This is a genomic window from Inhella gelatinilytica, assembly GCF_016093295.1.
GTDB lineage: Bacteria > Pseudomonadota > Gammaproteobacteria > Burkholderiales > Burkholderiaceae_C > Inhella > Inhella gelatinilytica.
In genome coordinates this window covers 276,836-297,149 of record NZ_JAEDAL010000003.1, presented here as the reverse complement: position 1 = coordinate 297,149, position 20,314 = coordinate 276,836, and the positions used below count along the sequence as shown (strand labels likewise).

At 65.6% G+C, this 20,314-nt stretch carries 30 protein-coding genes; 7 read left to right on the top strand and 23 right to left on the bottom strand.

The features are described from left to right. The first annotated feature begins 24 nt into the window (after positions 1–24). Positions 25–699 carry a cupredoxin domain-containing protein gene (locus I7X43_RS09355; protein WP_198100664.1) on the top strand — a complete coding sequence of 225 codons (675 nt, stop codon included), beginning with the start codon at positions 25–27 and terminating at the stop codon, positions 697–699. Positions 700–719: 20 nt separating this feature from the next. Here the strand turns inward: I7X43_RS09355 and I7X43_RS09350 are convergent, their stop codons facing one another. The 4 genes from I7X43_RS09350 to I7X43_RS09335 are packed head-to-tail and all read right to left on the bottom strand — an operon-like array spanning position 720 to position 3,645. Further along, positions 720–1,565 (bottom strand): cupin domain-containing protein, encoded by an 846-nt coding sequence (locus I7X43_RS09350; protein WP_198100663.1) that lies wholly within the window; start codon positions 1,563–1,565, stop codon positions 720–722. After that, a complete protein-coding gene (locus tag I7X43_RS09345; protein WP_198100662.1) occupies positions 1,562–2,290 on the bottom strand; it encodes a sigma-70 family RNA polymerase sigma factor in 729 nt (242 codons plus the stop codon). Before I7X43_RS09345 ends, I7X43_RS09350 begins: the two co-directional genes overlap by 4 nt. A gap of 20 nt (positions 2,291–2,310) precedes the next feature. Next, positions 2,311–2,745 carry a group I truncated hemoglobin gene (locus I7X43_RS09340; RefSeq protein WP_198100661.1) on the bottom strand — a complete coding sequence of 145 codons (435 nt, stop codon included), beginning with the start codon at positions 2,743–2,745 and terminating at the stop codon, positions 2,311–2,313. A gap of 6 nt (positions 2,746–2,751) precedes the next feature. Further along, entirely contained in the window at positions 2,752–3,645 is an 894-nt protein-coding gene (locus I7X43_RS09335) for a DUF3034 family protein (RefSeq protein WP_198100660.1), read from the bottom strand. Positions 3,646–3,715: 70 nt separating this feature from the next. Here I7X43_RS09335 and I7X43_RS09330 point away from each other — a divergent pair, with 70 nt between their 5' ends. Then, positions 3,716–3,979: a hypothetical protein gene (locus I7X43_RS09330; protein WP_198100659.1), complete on the top strand. Its 264-nt coding sequence runs from the start codon at positions 3,716–3,718 to the stop codon at positions 3,977–3,979. A gap of 6 nt (positions 3,980–3,985) precedes the next feature. On the opposite strand, the gene I7X43_RS09325 is transcribed toward I7X43_RS09330, so the two are convergent. Then, entirely contained in the window at positions 3,986–5,152 is a 1,167-nt protein-coding gene (locus I7X43_RS09325) for an acyl-CoA dehydrogenase family protein (protein ID WP_246480292.1), read from the bottom strand. 48 nt (positions 5,153–5,200) lie between these two features. Further along, positions 5,201–6,382: a lipid-transfer protein gene (locus I7X43_RS09320; protein WP_198100658.1), complete on the bottom strand. Its 1,182-nt coding sequence runs from the start codon at positions 6,380–6,382 to the stop codon at positions 5,201–5,203. 113 nt (positions 6,383–6,495) lie between these two features. Here I7X43_RS09320 and I7X43_RS09315 point away from each other — a divergent pair, with 113 nt between their 5' ends. The 3 genes from I7X43_RS09315 (at position 6,496) to I7X43_RS09305 (ending at position 7,819) form a co-directional block, all read left to right on the top strand. Then, positions 6,496–6,921, top strand: a complete 426-nt coding sequence (locus I7X43_RS09315) for a DUF1801 domain-containing protein (RefSeq protein ID WP_198100657.1) — start codon at positions 6,496–6,498, stop codon at positions 6,919–6,921. Positions 6,922–6,927: 6 nt separating this feature from the next. After that, positions 6,928–7,539 (top strand): putative pterin-binding protein, encoded by a 612-nt coding sequence (locus tag I7X43_RS09310; RefSeq protein ID WP_198100656.1) that lies wholly within the window; start codon positions 6,928–6,930, stop codon positions 7,537–7,539. Between the two features lie 73 nt (positions 7,540–7,612). After that, positions 7,613–7,819 (top strand): DUF3079 domain-containing protein, encoded by a 207-nt coding sequence (locus tag I7X43_RS09305; RefSeq protein WP_198100655.1) that lies wholly within the window; start codon positions 7,613–7,615, stop codon positions 7,817–7,819. On the opposite strand, the gene I7X43_RS09300 is transcribed toward I7X43_RS09305, so the two are convergent. The 8 genes from I7X43_RS09300 to mltG all read right to left on the bottom strand — a co-directional run bounded on the left by I7X43_RS09300 (position 7,804) and on the right by mltG (position 13,467). Beyond that, positions 7,804–8,520 (bottom strand): 2OG-Fe(II) oxygenase, encoded by a 717-nt coding sequence (locus tag I7X43_RS09300; protein WP_310737547.1) that lies wholly within the window; start codon positions 8,518–8,520, stop codon positions 7,804–7,806. The two genes, I7X43_RS09305 and I7X43_RS09300, sit on opposite strands and share 16 nt — an antisense overlap. A gap of 137 nt (positions 8,521–8,657) precedes the next feature. After that, positions 8,658–8,885 (bottom strand): hypothetical protein, encoded by a 228-nt coding sequence (locus I7X43_RS09295; protein WP_198100654.1) that lies wholly within the window; start codon positions 8,883–8,885, stop codon positions 8,658–8,660. Positions 8,886–8,964: 79 nt separating this feature from the next. Beyond that, entirely contained in the window at positions 8,965–9,633 is a 669-nt protein-coding gene (locus tag I7X43_RS09290; RefSeq protein WP_198100653.1) for an ankyrin repeat domain-containing protein, read from the bottom strand. Beyond that, positions 9,627–10,421 carry a TatD family hydrolase gene (locus tag I7X43_RS09285; protein WP_198100652.1) on the bottom strand — a complete coding sequence of 265 codons (795 nt, stop codon included), beginning with the start codon at positions 10,419–10,421 and terminating at the stop codon, positions 9,627–9,629. The genes I7X43_RS09290 and I7X43_RS09285 overlap by 7 nt, the downstream gene beginning before the upstream one ends. Positions 10,422–10,446: 25 nt before the next feature. After that, positions 10,447–10,815 (bottom strand): PilZ domain-containing protein, encoded by a 369-nt coding sequence (locus I7X43_RS09280; protein WP_198100723.1) that lies wholly within the window; start codon positions 10,813–10,815, stop codon positions 10,447–10,449. 35 nt (positions 10,816–10,850) lie between these two features. Next, positions 10,851–11,852 (bottom strand): DNA polymerase III subunit delta', encoded by a 1,002-nt coding sequence (gene holB / locus I7X43_RS09275; protein ID WP_198100651.1) that lies wholly within the window; start codon positions 11,850–11,852, stop codon positions 10,851–10,853. Then, a complete protein-coding gene (tmk, locus tag I7X43_RS09270) occupies positions 11,852–12,466 on the bottom strand; it encodes a dTMP kinase (protein WP_198100650.1) in 615 nt (204 codons plus the stop codon). The genes holB and tmk overlap by 1 nt, the downstream gene beginning before the upstream one ends. A 5-nt stretch (positions 12,467–12,471) precedes the next feature. Further along, entirely contained in the window at positions 12,472–13,467 is a 996-nt protein-coding gene (gene mltG / locus I7X43_RS09265; protein WP_198100649.1) for an endolytic transglycosylase MltG, read from the bottom strand. A gap of 46 nt (positions 13,468–13,513) precedes the next feature. On the opposite strand from mltG, the gene ygfZ reads away from it, so the two are divergent. After that, entirely contained in the window at positions 13,514–14,389 is an 876-nt protein-coding gene (gene ygfZ / locus I7X43_RS09260; protein ID WP_198100648.1) for a CAF17-like 4Fe-4S cluster assembly/insertion protein YgfZ, read from the top strand. Next, positions 14,386–14,688, top strand: a complete 303-nt coding sequence (locus I7X43_RS09255; RefSeq protein WP_198100647.1) for a DUF4936 family protein — start codon at positions 14,386–14,388, stop codon at positions 14,686–14,688. Before ygfZ ends, I7X43_RS09255 begins: the two co-directional genes overlap by 4 nt. Here I7X43_RS09255 and I7X43_RS09250 read toward each other — a convergent pair. The 9 genes from I7X43_RS09250 to I7X43_RS09215 form a co-directional block, all read right to left on the bottom strand. Next, positions 14,675–14,905 carry a hypothetical protein gene (locus I7X43_RS09250; RefSeq protein WP_198100646.1) on the bottom strand — a complete coding sequence of 77 codons (231 nt, stop codon included), beginning with the start codon at positions 14,903–14,905 and terminating at the stop codon, positions 14,675–14,677. The two genes, I7X43_RS09255 and I7X43_RS09250, sit on opposite strands and share 14 nt — an antisense overlap. Beyond that, on the bottom strand, positions 14,902–15,480 hold the full coding sequence (locus tag I7X43_RS09245) for a sigma-70 family RNA polymerase sigma factor (RefSeq protein WP_198100645.1): 579 nt from the start codon (positions 15,478–15,480) through the stop codon (positions 14,902–14,904). Before I7X43_RS09245 ends, I7X43_RS09250 begins: the two co-directional genes overlap by 4 nt. 9 nt (positions 15,481–15,489) lie before the next feature. Then, positions 15,490–15,981, bottom strand: a complete 492-nt coding sequence (locus I7X43_RS09240; protein WP_198100644.1) for a DoxX family protein — start codon at positions 15,979–15,981, stop codon at positions 15,490–15,492. Continuing rightward, on the bottom strand, positions 15,941–16,210 hold the full coding sequence (locus tag I7X43_RS09235) for an HvfC/BufC family peptide modification chaperone (protein WP_198100643.1): 270 nt from the start codon (positions 16,208–16,210) through the stop codon (positions 15,941–15,943). The genes I7X43_RS09240 and I7X43_RS09235 overlap by 41 nt, the downstream gene beginning before the upstream one ends. After that, positions 16,186–17,031, bottom strand: a complete 846-nt coding sequence (locus tag I7X43_RS09230; RefSeq protein ID WP_246480291.1) for an MbnB/TglH/ChrH family RiPP precursor modification enzyme — start codon at positions 17,029–17,031, stop codon at positions 16,186–16,188. Before I7X43_RS09230 ends, I7X43_RS09235 begins: the two co-directional genes overlap by 25 nt. After that, a complete protein-coding gene (locus tag I7X43_RS16405; RefSeq protein WP_246480290.1) occupies positions 16,995–17,345 on the bottom strand; it encodes a hypothetical protein in 351 nt (116 codons plus the stop codon). Before I7X43_RS16405 ends, I7X43_RS09230 begins: the two co-directional genes overlap by 37 nt. Before the next feature lie 165 nt (positions 17,346–17,510). Next, positions 17,511–18,389, bottom strand: coding sequence for a YbgC/FadM family acyl-CoA thioesterase (locus I7X43_RS09225; RefSeq protein ID WP_198100641.1), 879 nt, complete (start codon positions 18,387–18,389; stop codon positions 17,511–17,513). A gap of 22 nt (positions 18,390–18,411) precedes the next feature. Beyond that, on the bottom strand, positions 18,412–19,323 hold the full coding sequence (locus tag I7X43_RS09220) for an alpha/beta hydrolase (protein ID WP_198100722.1): 912 nt from the start codon (positions 19,321–19,323) through the stop codon (positions 18,412–18,414). Positions 19,324–19,381: 58 nt separating this feature from the next. Continuing rightward, positions 19,382–20,293 carry a hypothetical protein gene (locus I7X43_RS09215; protein WP_198100640.1) on the bottom strand — a complete coding sequence of 304 codons (912 nt, stop codon included), beginning with the start codon at positions 20,291–20,293 and terminating at the stop codon, positions 19,382–19,384. Between the last annotated feature and the right edge of the window lie 21 nt (positions 20,294–20,314).

Sequence of the window (20,314 nt, the reverse complement as noted above, 5' to 3'; positions counted from 1 at the left end):
CCGCTTCACCGCATCGGAGGTTGCATGAAAGCAGTGGGTCTGGGTCTGTGTTTGGCTGCGTTCTCCATGGCAGGATGGACAGCCGATTTGGAGGTCTTGGTGCTCGACCGCGAAGGCAAGCCTTTGGCCGATGCCGTGGTGGTGCTGGAGACCACGGTTCCGGGCCCGCGGCCGGTGCCCAAAGCCGAGGTCACGATCGCGCAGGAAAAGATGAAGTTCGTCCCCACGGTCAGCTTGGTGCACACCAGCACCAAGGTGAAGTTCACCAACCTGGACCGCTGGGACCACCATGTGCGAGGCGGGCTGTCGGCGCCGGGCGGGCAGTATTTGGACCCGAACCAGGGCTATGCCTTCCGGCTCTCAGGGCGCAAGGCGGGGGCCGAACCCTCCAGCCAGCAGCGCGTGTTCACGGAAACCGGGCCGCACTTGCTGGGGTGCCACCTGCATGGTTCCATGCGGGGGCATTTGTATGTGACGGATTCGCCGTGGGCGGCGGTCTCGGCGGCGGACGGGAATGCCAAACTGTCGCAGGTGCCGCCGGGCTCGGCGCGGCTGCGTGTTTGGCACGGCGATGAGCTGGTTGAAACGCCGGTGCAGACGGTGGTGGTGGCGGAGGGCATGGCGCCGGTGCGGGTTTCGACCCAGGTGCTGCCGCGCCGCGCCAAGGCGGCGTTTCAGCAGCCGCAAGACATCTACTAAGCCTCGGCCCAGCTCGGGGCTCAGCCCCCCAAGGGGGGCCAGCCCAGGCTGACACGATGCGGGTTGTCGATGGCGGCCGCCTCAATGGCGCCATGAAAGAAGAGCAGGCAGGGCGCATCGGCGAACAAGTCGCCATGCTGGGAGCCGGCGGGGGCGAATTGGTATTCCCCCTCGCGCAGCAGCACATCGCCGAGGAAGAGATCGCCCTCGACCATCAGGCATTCCTCGTCGATGCCGTGCGGGTGTGCCGGCACGCGCGCACCCGGTTGCAGGCGCGCCAGCAGCGAAACCGCCGCCCCCTCGCCGTGAAGCGGGCAGATGGACACGCCGTCGCGCAGGGGCTGCCAGTCCTGCGGCGTGCGCAGCAAGGCTTGGTCCGGGGCGCTGAAGGGGCCCGCGCGGTGCTCCCGCCAATAGAGGCGCACCGCGCCGAGGGCGGTGAGGGCCTGCCCAGCCGGCAGCAGGGCGTACCCGGCGGTGCTTAAGCTCAAGGGCTGGCCCGCCACGGCCACTGAGCCGGCCAGAACGAGCAGTTCCAGCGGCGCCGTCGGGGCCGGCAAGGCGCTGCCGGCCTCGGCCTCCACCAACCAGCTGTTGCCGTGCAGCGCGCAGGCCCTCACCCCGGGCCCCCAGGGCTGGAGCGACCGGCGCTGCAGGGGCTGGTGCAGCGTCACCAGTGGCGCGTTGGCAGCGCGCTGCGCAGCGATGCGAGCGCTCAGGCGCTCGCTCAGGCCCAGCGGCGGCGGTAAGCCCTCGCTCGCCAGGGCCAGCAGCAGCTCGGCCGCAGGACCGGGCTCCGGAGCGCGGGCATGGGCGTGCGGCGGGGCTTCGCTCAGCGCGTCGGTGGGAAGGGGTGCGGTGTTCATTCGGGGCCCCTGAGGTGAGGCTTGAGGGCGGTCAGCGCTCGCTTGATGTGCGATTTGACGGTGCCCAGGGGCAAGCCGGTTTGAAGCGCGATTTCGTCGTGCGTGAGCCCGCGGAAGAAGGCCAAGGCCAGCAACTGACGGGGCAGCGCCGCCAGCTGGAGCAGGGCCTGATGCAGGGCCGCGTGATGGCGAGCCGCATCAAGCAAGGTGGCGGTGTCCCGCTCCACCTCGTCTGGCGGGGCCTGCCCGCAGTCCTGCAGGGCTTCGAGGGAGAGCACATCCGCACGGGCACGCTGGTTCGCGCGGTAGGCGTCGAGTGCACGGCTGCGCGCGAGGGTCAGCACCCACGCCTCGGCTGGACCTCGGGCGGGGTCAAAGCGGGCGGCCTGGCGCCAGATTTGCCAAAAGCAGTCTTCCACCGCTTCCTCTGCGGCCGCAGCATCCCGCAGGATGCGCAGCGTTAGCGCATGCACGCGCGGGGCCAAGCAGCGATAGAGCTGGGCGAAGGCGGCTTCAGCCGCGGCGTCCTGCTCGGCCACGGCTATCAACCAGGCCTGGAGCTGGGCGGAGTCGGCCGGCCGCAGCCTGGCTTGGGCCGAGGCCGCTTGGGGCTCAGCCGCAAGCCCGGAGGCGGACAGGCCAGCGGGATCGTCCATCAAAAGAGGCCCCCGGCACAGCGGGCGCGGCTGAGGCCGCAGCCCCTCACAAGCCATCAGGGCGGTCATGGCGAAGCCGCCATTGTGGTTCACTTCTCCAGCAGGTCTCGGTGCATGGGGGCCAGCCGCGCGAGCATGCGGTTTTGGTCGGAGAAAGCGATGCCGCGGGCGGCCATGGCCTCTTGAAGCACCTCCACCAGGGCGGTGAACTCGGGCTTTTTCAAACCCATGCCCTCGTGAGCGGCCGCCATATCCGGGCCGTTGTACTGGCAGGGGCCCCCAGCCAGTTCGCAGAGTTGGTCGGTCAGCTGGCTGCTGAGGTGCTGGGCATCCACGCCTTGAAATCGGCGGCCGATCCGTGGGTGGGCCGGGAGGCGAGCCACAAAGTCGTCCATGACGGCCCGGATGCCCGCTTTCCCGCCCCAGGCGCGGTAGAGGCTGTCGTCCGCACGGGCGGGGTGGACGGGGAGGGCAAGGAGCATCAGCGCGAGGGCCAGCGCGAAGGGGAGCGTGAGGCGTTGCATGGGAGATCAGTGGCTGAGTTGCAGGGAGAGGTAGGCGCCGCGTTGGCGCTTGGGATTGAGGGCCGGAGCAATCGCGCCCACATCGACCCAGGCGGCGGTGAGAGAGGCCCGCTTGTTGGGCGCGTAGGCGACGAAGACGTCGAACCAGTCGCGTTCGCGCAGCGCGCCGTCCCCCAGGACACTGCGCTCCAGCTTGTTGGGCTTGGCACGGGCTTCGAAGCCGAGCGCCCATTCCGGGGCAAGCAGCAGGGCCGCTGAAACCTCGGGGCGGACCTCCCAGCGGCGGTCCTGCGCACCACCAAAGCCCAGCAAACCGTTTTGATTCGCCCGGCTGGCGCGCAGGGTCACATTGGTGAGCAGGCTTTGGGCCAGCCACAGCTTGGTGGCCGCCAGGTACAGCTCGGTGTCCGAGCGGCGCGCACCCAAGGGCCCAAAGAGCGTGGGGGCGAAGGCCCCCGCGTGGGCCCGCTTGTGCAGGGCGCCCAGGGCGAGCTGGGGCATCCAGCGGTCGGCGTCCAAGATGGCTTCGCCGGCAAAGCGCCATTTGACGCCCACGATGTCCTGGCGCAGCTGCAAGCCTCCCAGGCCGAGCGGAGCCAAGTTCTGCCGGGTGTCCAAGCGTTGGCGGGCGAGGGACAGCTCCAGGCGCTCGTCCCAGGCCAGGGCCGCGCCGGCGACGGTCAAGCGGTAGTCGGGGGCGCGAAGGTGGGTGACAAAGGCGCTGGCGCCCCATTGGCCTTCACTGGCGTAGGTGCCGGTCAGGGCCCAGGGGCTGAGGCCGCCGCCTGCGGCCCCGTCGATGGTGGAAACACCGCCCGTCAGCAGCAGCTTGCCGTCGGCCGCGTGGGCGGCAGCGCTGAGCAGGGTCAGGGTTAGAAGGCTCAGGATCGTGGGTTTCATGGCGATTGAAGGGGTGACACTTCTAGCCATACGCTGTGCGCCACCGTTTGGATGCAAATCAGGAGCGGCCATGTCCGAGCCCATCAGCTCTCAGCCTTTTCGGATGCTTGCCGCGTCCTTGCGCGCGAGTGGCTTCCCGGCGCATGGCGCGCGCTTGGAGGCGGTGCTGGACGGCGTCTGGACCACGTCGACCGAGCTCTTGGGTGAGTTGGGGCAGGTCGTGCTGGCGGTGCGCCGGGACTGCCGCCCCCTAACCGCCCCCCAACAGGATTGGGTTCAGCAGTGCCTGCGCGAGGTGCGCAAGGCCTGGCCTGGCTTCGGCTGGTGGCGGTGAGGCGGCTCAGAGCGAGCGGGCGATGATTTCTTTCATGATTTCGCTGGTGCCGCCGTAGATGCGCTGAACCCGGGCGTCGGCGTACATGCGGGCGATGGGGTATTCGGTCATGTAGCCGTAGCCGCCAAAGAGCTGCAGGCATTCGTCGATGACGCGCCCCTCGGCTTCAGAGAGCCAAAGCTTGGCAATGGAAGCGGTCGTGGTGTCCATGGTGCCGGCCACGAGGCGGCAGATGCAGTCGTCCACCAGGGCGCGCCCCACAACGGCCTGGGTTTTGACCTCGGCCAGCTTGAAGCGGGTGTTCTGCAGTTCGATCAAAGCCTTTCCAAAGGCTTTGCGCTGTTTGACGTGCTCCACCGTGAGGCGTAGCGCTCGCTCGATGCTGGCCTGCGCGCTGACGGCGAGCATGGTGCGCTCGTACGGCAGCTCGCTCATCAGGTGGGCCATGCCCCGTCCCTCGACACCGCCCAGCAGGCCGTTGGCGGGAACGCGCACGTCGTCAAAGTAAAGCTCGCAGGTGTCTTGGCCCTTTTGCCCCAGCTTGTCCAGGATGCGGCCCACCCGAAACCCCTGAACCTGCCGGGTCTCCACCAAGAAGAGGGAGAGGCCCCGCGAGCCGGCTTCGGGACGCGGGTCGGTGCGGGCCACGACGACGATCAGGTCCGCCAGGTAGCCGTTGGAGATGAAGATCTTGGAGCCGGTGATGCGGTAATGCTGTCCGTCGTCTTCCAGCAGCGCGCGGGTGCGAATGCCCTGCAGGTCGGAGCCCGCTGCAGGCTCGCTCATGGCGATGGCGCCAATCATCTCGCCGCTGGCCAGTTGGGGCAGGTAGCGCGCCTTTTGCTCCGGCGTGCCCTGGTTCAGCAGGTAATGCGCGGCAATGGCGTGCACGTGCACCCCGAAGGCGCGGTCGCCGGCCAGGGCCAGTTCTTCGAACAGGACGGCCATGTGGCTGAAGTCGCCCCCGGCGCCGCCGAAGGCTTCGGGCACATCGGCCAGCAGCAGGCCCAGGGCGCCAGCCTTTTGCCAGGTCTCGCGGTCCACATGCTGCTGCTGGGCCCACCGTTCCTCATGGGGCTCCACTTCGGTTTGAACGAAGCGCCGCACCATGTCACGGTACAGCGCCAAATCGGGGTTCATCCAGCGGGGCGGGGGCAGGCCGAGGTCGTTCATGGGTGGCTCTTTTGAAGGGCAGGAGGGCAGGAGGGCAGGGAGGGAGGTTCAGGTGCGCTCGTAGAGGGTGACAACACAAGCCCCACCCAGGCCCAGGTTGTGCTGCAACGCCAAGCGGGCGCCTTCGACTTGGCGGCGCTCGGCCTGGCCCCGCAGCTGTTGAACCAGCTCTGTGCACTGGGCGAGACCCGTGGCGCCCAGCGGGTGGCCCTTGGACAGGAGGCCGCCCGAGGGGTTGGTCACCACGCGGCCGCCGTAGGTGTTGTCACCGGCGCGCACAAAGGCCTCGGCGCCGCCGACTGGGCACAGCCCCAGGGCCTCATAGCTGAGCAACTCATTCTGGGCAAAGCAGTCGTGCAGTTCGACCACCTGCACTTCCTGCGGCGACACCCCGGCCTGCTCGTACACCTGCAGGGCGGCGCTGCGCGCCATGCTGAAGCCCACGAGCTCGCGCATGTCGCGGGCTTCAAAGGTGGCGGGGCGGTCCGTTGTCATGGCTTGGGCCTTGATGCGGACCGCGGTGCTCAGACCGTGCCGTTTCGCGAAGGATTCCGAGCAGAGCAGGGCGGCGGCGGCCCCGCAGGTGGGCGGGCAGGCCATCAGCCGGGTCATGACGCCGGGCCAGATCGTGGGGGCGGCCAGCACCTCGTCCTCGGTGACCACGGTGCGAAACAGGGCGAGCGGGTTGTGGGCCGCGTGGCGGCTGGCTTTGGCGCGGATCTGAGCAAAAGTGCGCAACTCCGTGCCGTACTGCTGCATGTGGGCCAAGCCCGCCCCACCAAAGTAGCGCAGCGCCAAGGGCAGCTCGACGTCCACCAGTTCGTTCGTCAGCGTGTCAAAGCGGTCAAAGGCGGTGGGGCGGTCGGTGAACACACTGCCCAGTGCGCCAGGGGCCATTTGTTCAAAGCCCAGGGCCAGGACGCAGTCGGCGGCGCCACTTTGAACGGCCTGGCGGGCTAGAAACAGGGCGGTGGACCCCGTGGAGCAGTTGTTGTTGACGTTGAGGATGGGGATGCCGCTCAGCCCCACCTCATAAAGCGCCCGCTGGCCGGCGCAGGAGTCGCCGTACACATAGCCGACATAGGCCTGCTGCACTTGGCTGTAGTCCAGCCCCGCGTCTTGCAGCGCCGCCTGAACCGCCCGCGCGGCCATCTGGGGGTAGGGCTCGCTGGCACCGGGCTTGGTGAAGGGGATCATGCCGACCCCGGTGACAAAAACCTGCTCGCTCATGGTGTTGATCCTCTGTGAGGCTCAAAGGGACTGGGGGATGCTAGGCCTATCAACGGTGAGAGACCTGACTTTGGATGGAGGTTGCTCCCGGTTCTGAATCAGGAGAACCCGACATGGCGACCTTGAAAACCCAGCCCAATGAGGCCAGTGTGGCGGACTACTTGGCCGCTCGGGCCAGCCCCGAGCAGCACGCCGATTGCGAGGTTTTGATGGCCTTGTTGCAGCGCCTGACCGGTGCGCCACCGAAAATGTGGGGTCCCAGCATCGTGGGCTATGGCCGCTACCGCTATCGGTATGCCAGTGGGCATGCAGGCGAGTGGTGCCGCTCAGGATTTGCGGTGCGAGGCAAAGATTTGGTGGTGTATCTGCTGGCGGAAGGCCCCGCGCAGGGTGAGCTGCTTTCGCGTTTGGGACGACACAAAATGAGCAAATCCTGCCTGTACTTCAAACGCCTGTCCGATATTGACTTGGGCGTGCTCGAATTGCTAGTGAAGGGCGCGCTGAACGAGTTGTCGCGCCGGTACCCGGACCCCGACTGAAACATCATGAACAAGCGAGACCTATTGATGGGGGCGGCCACGGCTGCCTGGCTTCCCGCCCAGCCGGCGAACGCCGAGAGGGGAACGCCATCGCGCGCCAAGGGTGGCATGAGCCGTGGGCCAGCCGTGCTCACCGTCAGCGGCGCGATCGGCACGGGCAACCGCGGTCCGCTGGACACCGCGCTGGATCAGTTGATGGTCAAGCAAAAGTTGAGTTTTAGCCGCGCCCACACGTTCGACTATGCCGCCCTGCAAACCCTGCCAGCAGTCACGATCAAGCCGACGCTGGAATACGACCAGAAGGTCCATGAGCTGACTGGCCCCTTGCTGATCGACGTGCTGAACGTCGCGGGCGCTCGCTTGACCCCATCCACTTCGGTGCTGATCCGAGCCATTGATGGTTACGCCGTGCAATTGTCCTTGGCTCAACTTCAGGAGCGACGCTTCATCCTGGCGCTGCGGCTGGACGGGAGCCCCATGCCACTCGGAGGACTGGGGCCCGTCTGGGCGGTGTTTGATGCCGACCGATTTCCAGACCTGGCCAGCAAACCCCTGAATGAGCGCTTTGCGCTCTGCCCATGGGCCACCTATTCGATTGAAGTGAAGACGGGGGCCTGAGGGAAAGGGCAAAAGCGGCGTCGCTTGCGCCAGTTCAAGGCCCGAAGTCGCGGTCATTGGCAGGCTAACGCCCGTGGCCAAACGCTTTCCCATCAACCCAGCGCACCCCGAGCGAACCTGCTGGGGCTGCGATCAATATTGCGCCGCCCACGACCTGCGTTGCGGCAACGGCAGCGATCGGACGCAGCATCCCGTGGAGACCTTCGGCCCCGGTTGGGAACAGTGGGGTGTGGCTGAGGGCAGTTCTCAGCCCCCGTCGCAATCTCAAGCGGAGCCGTAAAGCTTTTCCGCGCGCTGGAACAAGATCCAACTCGTGAGGATGTACTTGTCACCCGATCGGGGCGTGCATCCCCGATGGGTGTGGGTAAAACCGGCTGGCGCGATGACCATGGTGCCGGCCCGGGGTTTGAGGGAGCGGGCCTGGTAATAGAACTCGGTTTCACCGCCGTCTTCCACATCGTTCAAATAGAACATGAAGAGCAGCGCCCGGTGAAGCGTTTCGCAATCGGGCTGGCCGGGATACGTTTCACAGTGCCAGTAGTTGTAATTGCCCTGGCCGCGGTCGTACTTCTGCATTTGCACTGGCCCCAAGCGGTAGAGCGTTCGCATCAGATCCAGGGCCTGCGGATCGCCGATTTGGGCAAAGTTGTCGTGCGTGACGGCAACCGGCTCGCCCGTTTCCGGATGGCCGACGGTCAGACCGAACGGTGCGATGAGTGCAAAGTGGTACTTGCGGAAGTATTCCGCCGCGATGTACGTGGTGACCTTCTGAATCTCGGCCAACGCAGGCCGCCACTCGGGGTGATCCTTGAGGTAAAGGTCAGAGCTGAGCTTTTTCTCAACATCCACCCCGCCGCCCGTGCGACCCTGAACGCGGTGGGGGCTTTGATCAAACTGCTGGATCAGCTGTTGACAGAAAACGGGCGACAGTGCGTTTTCGTAAACCTCGATGAAATCCGGCAGCGGGCGAATGGGGGTCACAGCGGCATCCTCACAAAGAGGGATGCAGTATCCCATTCACAGCCGCGGTGGATGTCGAGTGCACGCACCGATTGGTTTACATAACGCACATTGTCAACATCTCAATGAGTGGGGGCCGGAGGCTGTCCGGCATCCACTCACGTCGGATCGGGCTCGAATTCAGACTCCAAATCGTCAAGGTCGATATCCACCTCGTCCCAGTCAGAAATGGCCGCGACGCGGGTCGGGATCAGCGGACGGTCCAGCGGTCGAAAGACCCGACTGCGCAAACGGGCCAAACGCTCGGAGCGCGCCACGGCTTGGCACACCCGGTCCGGCTCAACCAACAGACTGAACGCATGGATCGCGGCGGGATTGACTTGCATGGGAACCTCCTGATCGGATGGGTTCCACTCTAGGCACTCACTTGAGGGGGTTCCAGTGGACTCCCGCCGCGAAGGTCTGTCAGGTTTTGTCTGACACCGTCGTCGGTTTCAGCCCCAGTTTTTCCGCGGCCTCGGGCCGTCCGGCGCGCTTGGCAAACTCCCAGGCCCCGAGCCCGAGGTCATTCACCGCCTGGCCGTCCGCCCCGTGTTTAAGAAGCACAGCGGCCGAGTCGATCCGACCGTAGCCCAAGGCCATCATCAACGGCGTGGTGCCGTTCTCGCTGCGCGCATTGGGGTCTGCGCCCTGGGCCAACAGCCACGCGCTGACCCCTTCATCGGGACCGCTACAGGCGTAATGCAGCGCTCCCCACGCCTTTTGGCCGCGCTTGGGTTCAACGTGCGCCCCCCGCCGATGTAGCGCTTTGACCCATTCCATCCGCCCGCGCAACGCAGCGAGCATCATCGGACGCTCCCCGGCGTCGTTTTCGCTCTCAACCTGGGTGCGCGGGTCGGCCAACAAGGCATCGACAGCCTTTCCGGCCTCGTGCATCAAAGCCCAATGCAGTGGACGTTGCCCCTGCGGCCCCACGGCATTGGGATCCACGCCATCCAAAAGGAGCTTCAGGACAAAGTGGCCCTGATCCAATTCAATGGTCTTGAACAGTTGCTGCTCCAAGGACGACGGGGCGGCGCGGCCGCCCATCGGCAAGGCAACAAGGCTGCTCAAAAAAACGCGGCGGATCAGCATGGCGTGACGGGCGTGGGCAGCCGAAACAGTCGACGGGTGTTGGCCGTCGTGATCTCGGCCACCTTTTCGAGCGAAATCCCCCAAAGGTCGGCCAACTTGGACGCCACATGCGGCACGTAGCCGGGTTGGTTCACTTTGCCGCGGTACGGAACCGGAGCGAGATAGGGGCTGTCCGTCTCAATCAAAACCCGATCGCGCGGCAGACGGCGCGCCACTTCACAGAGGTCCACGGCGTTGCGGAAGGTCAGGATGCCGCTGAAGGAGATGTAAAACCCCATGTCAACGGCGGCCCGGGCAACGGAAAGTTCTTCGGTGAAGCAGTGAAACACGCCCCCAGCGGCCTCGGCCCCCTCTTCTCTGAGGATGCCCAGCGTGTCGTCAGCCGAGGAGCGGGTGTGAATCACCAGAGGCTTGTTGCAGGTTTTGGCCGCCTGAATGTGCACCCGAAAGCGATCCCGCTGCCAGGCCATATCGGCGACGCTTCGACCATTGAGGCGGTAGTAATCCAAACCCGTTTCACCGATGGCGACCACCTTGGGCTGCTCGGCAAGGCGCAACAAATCCTCGACTGACGGCTCTTGGACGCCTTCGTTGTCTGGGTGCACGCCCACGCTCGCCCACAGCGGTTCATGACGGTGGGCCAAGAGGAGGACTTGCGAGGACTCTTCCAGCGTGGTGCAGATGCACAAGGCCTGGTCCACCTGGGCTGCTCGCATGGCAGCCAACACGTCCGGCAAGCGTTCCGAGAGCTCAGGAAAGCTCAAATGGCAGTGGGAATCAATGAACATGCGGTCTGGCGGCCGCCCCACCCGATCAAAGGGTTTGGGTCGGCTTGGAAGAGGAGATGCTGGTGCCCAGAATCTCTTCAATCTTGTGTTTGATTTGGCGCGTTTTTTCGTCGCTGGGGAACTTCACACCCACACCCTGGGTGCGGCCACCCGCCGCATTGGGGGGCGTGATCCAAGCCACTTTGCCCGCCACGGGATACCGAGACTGGTCATCGGGCAGCTGAACCAAGAGGAAAACGTCATCGCCGAGTTTGTAATCCCGCGACGTCGGCATGAACAAACCTCCATCCGCAAAGACGGAGATGTAGGCCGCATACAGCGCGCCCTTTTCTTTGAAGTTCAGTTGGACCACGCCCGCACGTCCCCCACCCGGCGATGAGCCAGGGGGAGCCAGGGTGCTGGCGGCAAAAGACTTGGAGGAAGGTTCACTCACGGTCGCGAGTGTAGTGCCCGAGCCGCAGGGACATGCAAGCCCCGTTGGGCTTGAGCGGCAAGGGTTTCCATCCAGAGCCCCGGAGTCAGGGGGTGGTCACCTTTGGCACGCGCGGCGCGCAATTCGGCGGCCCAGCGTTGCAAGCGAGCCGGCGCACTGGGCACGGGCAGACAGTCCAAGGGGAAATACCGCGGCAAAGCGCCATGCGTCCTTCGCAATTGATCGTGAGCCAAACGCCCGAGCACGTCGATGACTGTCGACAGGCCCCACGCTTCAGCGGGGCCCAACTCGCCTTTTTGCAGGCCACCGGGTAATGCCTCGACCAAGGCCCGTCGCATGCCTGCCCCATGCCACCGCAAAGCCAGCCCGGGAAGACCGCCCGCGAGCCTCAACAGCACCGGGGCTTCATCCACCGCCACACCGCTCTGAGTGAGCCAGAGCAAGGCGTCGGACTCACTGGGGGGCGTGAGCTCAACCGACTGACAGCGCGATCGGATGGTCGGCAGCAACTCATGGGGCGCGCTGCAACTGAGCACGAAGCGCAACCGTCCACCGGGCTCTTCCAGGGTCTTCAGCAGGGCGTTGGCCGCGACCGTGTTCATGGCTTCCGCCGGATGCAGCCCCAGCACCTTGCCCTGCCCCCGCGCGGTGGTGGACTGAGTGAAGCTGGCCAGCGCGCGGATTTCGTCGATACGAATTTCCTGGCTGGGCTTGGCCTTGCCTTCGCTCGGTCCCTCCTCCCAGCCCCAGGCCACCCGCAGGGCCGCCGGCACACACCAGCGCTGGTCCGGGTGGCTGCGCTGGTCCACCAAATGGCAGGCCGCACACTGCCCGCACGCGGGTTCACCGGCTTGGTTGTTTTCACAGAGCCACGCTTGCGCCAAAGCCTGGGCGAGTTCCCATTGGCCGAGCCCCGGCGGCCCACTGAGCAACACGGCATGGGCTTTGTCCAGGCTGAGGGCTTGCCGCAGTGCAGGCTGCAAAAAACTGGGCAGCATCACCAGCCTCGGCGCTGCAACGCGGCCGCCAACTGCTCGCCCACGGCCTGAACGGAGGGGGCCGCGTCGATGCACTCAAATCGATCGGGCGATTCCTGCCGGCGGCGCTCGTAGGCGGCGTGAACGCGGTGAAAAAAGTCCAATTCCTGGGCTTCAAACCGATCCGCTTCGCGGGCGGCGGCGCGGCGACGCGCGGCCTCCGCGGGGTCCAGCGTGAACCACAGCGTCAGGTCGGGGGTTCGGCCGCCCACCGTCCAACGTTCAAGCACCTGCAACTGCTCCCACGCCACGCCCCGCCCCCCGCCCTGGTAGGCAAAGCTGGCGTCCGCAAAGCGGTCACACAACACCACCTCTGAGCGCTGCAGTGCAGGTTGCACCACGTCGAGCCAGTGCTCGCGGCGGGCCGCGAACACCAACAGCGCCTCGCTCAGGGCGTCCATGCGCTGGTGTAGCACCAACTCTCTCAGGGTTTCGGCCAACACCGTCCCCCCCGGTTCCCGGGTGCGGACGACTGTGGCGCCCGTGGCCCGCAAGCGGGCCTCGGTGGCGGCTAGATGGGTGGACTTGCCAGCCCCATCGATGCCTTCAAAACTGATGAACTGCGGTCGGTTCACGGGGGTCACTTCTTCAACTGAAAGCGCTGCACCGCCCGGTTGTGGGCTTCGAGCGTGGCGCTGAATTCTGAACTGCCGTCACCACGCGCAACGAAGTACAGCGCGGAACTGGCGGCCGGCCGTACCGCAGCCCGGAGCGATTCCTTGCCCACCAGGGCAATCGGCGTGGGCGGCAGGCCGCGGCGCGTGTAGGTGTTGAATGGGGTATCCGCCAACAAATCGCGCTTGCGCAAATTGCCATCGAATTGCGCCCCCAAGCCATAAATGACCGTGGGATCGGTCTGGAGCGGCATGCCGATACGCAACCGGTTGTGGAACACGGCCGAGATGCTGGGGCGATCACTGGCCCGCCCGGTTTCCTTTTCGACAATGGACGCCAGGATCAGGGCGTCATAGGGCGCTTTCAACACGGAATCGGCGGCTCGCTCCGCCCAAGCGCGTTCCAGTTCCCGCTGCAAGGCCCTGTGGGCCTGCTTGAGGACAAAGAGATCGCTAACGCCCCGACCGTAGCGATAGGTATCGGGGAAAAACTGCCCCTCGGGCGCCCGGCCCGGCAAACCGAGCCGAGCCATCAGCTCTGCGTCGGGCACACCGGCCAGCGTTTGCTTGAGCCCCGGTGCCTGGGCGAGCGCCGCACGCGCTTGGGCAAACGTCCACCCTTCGATCAGCCGCAGCGATTCCAGCGTTTCTTCACCGCGCACCATCTTTTGCAGCAGTCGCTCCGGGCTGTCCCCTTGCACGAGCAGATAGCTCCCGGCTCGAATGCGCGGGGCCTGGCCGCTCACGCGCCAAGCCCACACCAGCCAATCAGCAGACACCTGCACGCCCGCAGCCACCCAATCGTCGGCCACCCCCCGAACGCTCCGCCCGGGTTCAATGGTGAGTTCAATTTCTGCCTGTGCCAGTGGCAAAGGGCTGCGCCACCACTGCCAAGCGCCCGCAGCCAATCCCCCCGCCAGCAGGGCCAGAACTAGCAGGAAGAGCACAAAACGTTTCAGCATGGGGCGCGCATCATCGGGGATTTTCCGGCGTTCGGATAATGCCGGCATGAGCACCCTCCCCCACGGCATCACGCCGCTCCCCGAATGGGGACTCGTCCGCGCCGAAGGCGCCGACGCAGCCGCCTTTTTGCATGGCCAATTGACTCAGTCCGTGACCGATCTGCCGGAGCAGCAAGCCCGGTTGGCCGGTTACTGCTCGGCCAAAGGCCGTTTGATGGCCAATCCGGTGCTGTTGCGCGAGAGCCCTGACCACTTTGCGCTCATCCTGCCTCGCGAATTGGCGACCGGCTTGGCCAAGCGCCTCACGATGTTCGTGCTTCGCGCCAAGGCCAAGCTGCGGGATGCCAGTGCGGAAACCGCCCTATACGGACTGCTTGGTAATGCCGTGCCCGCCGAGCAGCCCGTCTGGTCCCTCCAGGCCGGGCTTTTGCGGCTGCCCGACAGCCTGGGCCAACGTCGCGCCTGGGTTTTCGGATCGCCGCCCGAAGCGCTGCCCGCCCTGCCCCACGGCGCGTGGGAATGGGCCGAGGTGCACGCCGGTCTGCCCTGGGTGCGCCAGGCCACTGCCGAGCACTTTGTGCCCCAAATGATCAATTGGGAACTGCTGGACGGCGTCAATTTCAAGAAGGGCTGTTACCCGGGCCAAGAGGTGGTGGCGCGCAGCCAGTACCGGGGCACGGTGAAACGGCGCACTCAGCTGCTCACGGGCGCCCAGGCGGCGCCTGCGACGGAAATTTTTGCCGGCGAAGACCGCGAGCAAGCCGTGGGCGAGGTGGTGGCCGGTGCCCAATGGGACGGCCAATCGGCGGTTCTGGCTGAGGTCCAACTCTCGGCGTGGGAGTCTGAGCAACCTCTGCACCTTGCAGACGGCCGTGCCCTCACCCGCGCCGCCCTGCCCTACCTGATCAAGGCTCCGGAATGACCAACAACACCGCCCCGAGCCCGGTACGGCTGTTCGTCTACTTCAAGTTGCCACTGACGGATGCCGAGTCGTGGCGTGAGCGCTGGCGTCAAGCCGCCAAGCAAACGGCGGAGTCAGTGCCGGGGCTGCAAATCGTGCTCAGTGAGCGTCCGGAAGAGGAGATGACCTGGATGGAAAGCTATCGCGGCGCCAGCCCCGCCGTCATGGCCGCGGGCGAGGCCCACATGGCCCGCGCCCTACAGGCCTTGAACGCAGAGCGTCACCGCGAGGTGTTTGTTGAAACGTTTAAGGCCGGTTAACGCGCGTCTTCAGCGGCTCGTCAGCCGGTGGCGCCGGCTCTTCCAGCCGCTGTCGATGAACCTGTAGCAGGTTGTCTAGAGCCCGGTTGTTGGCCTCGAACGCCCGGCAGCGGTGGCAAATCAGACGGTGCGAACCCAGCGCCAAGCGGCGGCTCCAACTCAGCGCTCCCACCGGCTCCGTGGTGATGGTTTCAACAAACTCTCGGCAGGGCATCATGACGATCTCCCGTCAAACCAACGCTGACTGAGGCACAACTGCAGTTGCTTGCGTGCGCGGCTCATGCACTGCCAGTAATCGGCCTGGGTCATTCCCAAGGTGCTGCAGACCTCTGAGGCGTCGCACTCCAACAACTCTTTCATGCTGAACACCCGGGCCACTTTGAGCGGCAGGCGGCTGACGCAGGCGTCCACCACTTGAAAAAACTGGTCGCTTTCTAAGCTCGCCACCGGATCGGCCCAGCGGTTGACCGCGACCCCCGGCAACCAGTGCCCGCGCCCATCAAACAGCAGCGCATCCAGCTCGTCCGGGTCGTCGGGCAAAACTTCCGCACCGGCTTTGTAGCGGCGCCGCAAACGATCGGTGATCTTGTGCTTCAGGATGCCAAACAGGTAGGCACGGGGGTTGGCCGCATGCTCCGGGCTTTCAGCGCTGACCGCCGCCAAAAACGTTTCCTGTACCGCATCCTCCGCCTCCTCCAGGGGGCTCAAGTGCAGGCGTGCGAACCGTAACAGCGGGCCGTGCCAGGTCGCAAGGGCGGGATGCTCGGATACCGAGGTGGCTTGGACGCTCATGCGACGCCGTCAACCGCTCGAGGGCTTGGATCGGTAACGGGCCCCCAGCGTATCCAAGGACCAGCGGCCGCCGCCTTGTGTCGCCAAGGCCAGCAGCATCACCCCCATCATCAAGGGCAATTTGAAGCCTTGCCCGGCCTCGGTTTCAATCTGATTCCAACCGCTCCAGCCCAAAGCAAAGTGCACCGTGTTCACCGCCACGAGCGTGACCACGCCCAATCCAAGCGCAGAAAAACGGGTGGCCAGCCCCACAGCCAAGAGACCGCCCAAGACGAGCTCTCCCCACCCAGCCAGCCGCCAGTTCCAGTCGGGCCCCAGCAAGGCCAGCGGAAGCGGAAAACTCAGCCCTGCAAACCACTCGGGCGCATTGGGGCCGGCTGCCACTTTCATCCAGCCCGCTTGCACAAACTCCTGAGCCAGCCACAGCCGCAAGGCCAAGAGGCCCAGGCCGTCCACCGCCTCAAGCGCTCGTGCGTGCCAGGAACGCCACAAATTCGTCATACACGTCACCATAAAAAGGAGAGTCCCACGCCGAGTCCCGCACAAAGGCACGCATCAAGGCCAGCCATGCTTCTTCCCCCAGTTGGGCCCGGAGCTCAGGGTGATGGGCCTCCACCATTTGCGTGGCCCCCAGCAGCACCAAATGGCGGTAGGCGCGAAGGCCGGGCTCGCTGTAGCCCTCGGGCAGTTCGTCGGTTCGGCCCCTCACGTAGTCGTAGAAGCCAGCCATTGCAGTTCTCGTTTGAGCGTGGGGAGGTCTGGCACATCGTTGTCCCATTCCAGCAGTACCGGGCAGCCCCATTCGCGGCGCAGTCGGCGCGCCAACTCCGCCGTTGGGGGCTCCACCGGCTGGCTGTGGGTGTCAATGTGCAGGCCAAAACGTTCGTCGAATTCATGGCCCGCAACGTGCACATAACTCACCCGGCGGGGGTCAACCGTGGCCACAAATTCGCTGGCCGTCAAACCGCCGTGGTTTTTGTGATTGACCGCCAGGTTGTTCACGTCCAGCAGCATCTGGCAGTCGGCACGGTCCAGCACCCGAGCGACGAACTCCGCTTCGCCCATTCCCCCCACATTCGTGTACCAAGTGGCGTTCTCGACCGCCATGCGGCACCCCAAAACATCTTGCGCTGCGCGGATTCGATCGGCCACGCGGTCGGCCTCGGTTTCGGTGAACGGAATGGGAAAGAGGTCGTACAGCTGGTGGGCATCGCCGCTGGCGGCCAAATGATCGGAGTAATGGGGCGTCCCCAGCTCCGCCATCAAGTGCCGCACCTGACGCAGGAAATCAACCGGCACGGGGCTGGTGCCGCCCAGATTCAGACTCACTCCGTGCAGGTGGACCGCTCGGCCCCCGGCGCGAAGCTCGTGCAGCCGCTCCCGGTCCCGGCGCAGCCAGTTCTCGGGGGCGACCTCAAAGAAGTCGGCGGGGATGGCGGACACGTCCCAGTCCGCCATCTCTCGCCGGTAACCGAGCCCCCAGCCGCGCAGAACCGCGGCGGGTGCGGCCTGGTTCACTTTTTGCTGCAAGAGGCGTCTTTCTTGCTGCAAGCCGCGTCCTTTTTCGCGTCGTCCTTGCTGTCGGCCTTGGCATCTTTCTTGCTGCACGCGGCGTCTTTCTTGCCCTCCTTTTTGCCGCAGGCCGCATCCTTCTTGCCACAGGCGGCGTCTTTCTTGCCGTCTTTCTTGCCGCATGCCGCGTCTTTCTTGTCGGCTTTGGCGTCTGAGGCGGCGCCTGCGGGCTTGGAGGCGGCTTCTTTCTTGCCGCAAGTGCCGGCACCGCACTTGGCGTCTGCGGCGGGGGCGGCATGGGCGGAGGCGGCGATCAGGCCGGCGGCCAGCGAGGCAATGGTCTTCAAGTTCATGGGTCAATCCTGGTTAAAAGGAGGATGCACACGGCGTGCACAAGCGCAATGTCGTAGGTCTGGCCCCGAACCTGACAAGTTTTTTTGTCCGCCACGGGCGATACCGGGTTAATCCCAGGTATCAAGCCTCAGAGGCGACGGGTTGCGCACCCCAACACAGCGGGTTCACAAGCCCTTGGTCATCTCTTGGTGCTCGATGCCCGCCTCTTCGAACGGTGCTCCACGCGCGGTAAACCCTGCTCGTCGGTAAAAGCCGATGGCACTGGCCTGCGCGTGTAAAAGCACCTGCCGGTAGCCCTGCTGACGTGCGGCCTGCATCAAGGCGTCCAGAACTTGGGCACCAATGCCCGTTCCCCGGGCCGCCGCTCGCACGGCCATGCGACCGATTTTTGCCGTTCCCGGCACGTGTTCGATCAGTCGCCCCGTGGCCAGGGCCTGCCCCAATCGATTGAACGCGACGGCGTGGGTGCAATGGCGATCGGCCTCATCCCATTCCAGTTCCGCCGGGATGCCCTGCTCCCGCACAAACACCGCTTGGCGAATCGGTTGGGCTTCCGCCCCCAGCGCCTCCCACGTTCCCACCCGTACGGCCACCATGGATTCGCCCGCTTCAAACGCTTCCAGGGCCTTGCGCAGCGCGTCCGGAACCGGCGTGGGGACCAGCGCCTCCCGCTCCACCATCACATAGCGCAAGTCCGCCTTCAACAGCGTCTGCCCCGCCCTGCGAATTTCGGCGGCAAAACTCAGGCTGGTTCGCCCCGCCGACACAAAGCGCACACCGCAACGCAGCAGGTCATCGAAGCGAGCCGGCGACAGGTAGTCCAGCTGGCTCGCGCGCAACACCAGGTCAGCGCCCATCAACTCAAAAGCGCTGGGATAAGGCAAGCCCAGAGCCCGCCAATAGCCGGTACTCGCGGTGTCCAGAGCGCTGAGGTAATGGGCATTGAAAACGATGCCCTGGGCATCGACCTCGCTCCAGCGGACACGCCAATCTTCCCAGTGACGACAGGGATGGGGAGGCAGAGCGACGGGATTGTTCGTCATGGTGGCCTTATCGTAGGGCCCGTCACGCCAACCCGAATGCTTGACGCAGGGCATGGGCGGCCGCAGCTTGCGCCGCCAGGGCTTCAGGGATCATGCGGCCCATTTTGATGAAATCATGGGTGACACCGCGGTACAACTCCAATTGAACCGGTGTCCCCGCCATTCGCAAGGCGTCGCCGTAGGCCACGCCCTCGTCGACCAAGGGGTCGGCCTCCGCCAACAAGATGCAGGCGGGCGCCAAGCCGCCATGGTCATCGGCGTGGAGCGGCGCAAAGCGCCAATCGTCTTTCTGCGCGTCATCGATGTAGTGGTCGAAGAACCAAGCAATGGCCTCGGCATCCAACAAATAGCCCTTGGCAAAGCGTGCATGGCTTTCGGTATCCGCCCGGGCGCAAGTTCCGGGCGTGATGAGCAACTGAAGCTTGAGCGGCAACCCCTCGTCACGCGCCGTCAGCGCTGCCACCGCCGCCAGCGTTCCCCCGGCGCTGTCCCCGCCCACCGCCAGCTGTTCGCCATCCAGACCCAGCGTGTCCGCGTGGCATGCGAGCCAGCGCAGCGCCGCCTGCGTATCCTCCACCGCGGCAGGAAACCGGTGCTCGGGGGCGAGGCGGTAGTCCAACGACAGAACCGCACATCCGGCGCGCAGGGCGAGCTGACGACACAGGCTGTCGTGAGTCTCGATCCCCCCAATCGTGAAGCCCCCCCCGTGCAAATACAGCAACACGGGCAGGCGCTCGTCACTCGGGGCATAAAGTCGCGCCGGAAGCACACCGCCCGGCCCGGGGAGCGTCAAGTCGTCCACCCGCGCCAAGGGCGCTCGGGGCAAGTCCAGAATTTCCGCCCCCATCAAGTAGGCCGTGCGGGCCTGCTGCGGACTCATGGCGTGGAAGGCGGGCCGGTTCGCGCGGTGGATGCGCGACAACAGCTCGGTCATGCGGGCGGTGAGCATGGCGGGGCCGAAGGATGCAAAGGCCCGCATTTTGCGGGCAGGCTCACTCGATCTGAGGCCCGCCGCTGGCGCGCTCGTCGTAAAACGCGTTCATCGGCCCTTGTTGGGCCTGGCGAATGGACGCCGGCATCCAGCGCAGGTAAGCCTCCCGGAACGTGCGCCCTCCCGAAGCTTGGCGAATGGCTTGGTCGATCGCCGCAATGGCGGCCCGGCCCCAAGGTGTGCGCGGACACACCATATAGGCGGTCTCCCATTCGCCCGCCTCCTTGAGCGGCAACGTGGAAAGCTCTCCCCGCAGGCGACCCGTGCGCCGCAAATACTCCACCACGTGCGCGTATTCCAGGGTGTAGTCGGAGCGCCCCGCAGCCACCCATTCCGTGGCCTGCCCCAGCCGCACGGCGGCTTCGCGGGGCACCGCTCGCTCACCCCCCACCAGCGCATCCAATGCGGCACCATAGCTGCGCTCTCGCTCCAAACGCCCTTGCAATCCCGTCTGGTTTCGCAGCCAGGCCAAGGAGGCTCGTCCATCTGGCCCCAGGAAGGCCGAGGCCTCAGCGGTTCGCACAACCAAGCTCAGCGGTGCGACCCGAACCGCGGACGTCAGGTGGGACCGCTCCGAGCGTTCAGGGGTTTTGCGCACCGGGCCCGAGCAAACCGGTTCCCCTTGCGAAATCGCGCTCCACAGGCGGGTCGAATTCATCAACTCCAGCCGGTGGGTGTACTGCGGCATGCGCTCGGCCAGTTCCGAAATCATGCGGTCAAACTGCCCATCCCCCAAATCCGCCAGGTTCTGGGGGCGAAGGTTGGCCGTCAGGATGAAGCCCGGAGGCCAGTCCACGATGCCCCACCGAATCTGCGGCTCGGCCCGGGCGCTGGTGGGCAGGCTCAACGCCAGCGCAATCGCAACGACGAAAGCGTCACCCCACCGGCGCAAGAAGCGAGACCGTCGAAGCATGGGCGTCCTGTTCAGCAAGCG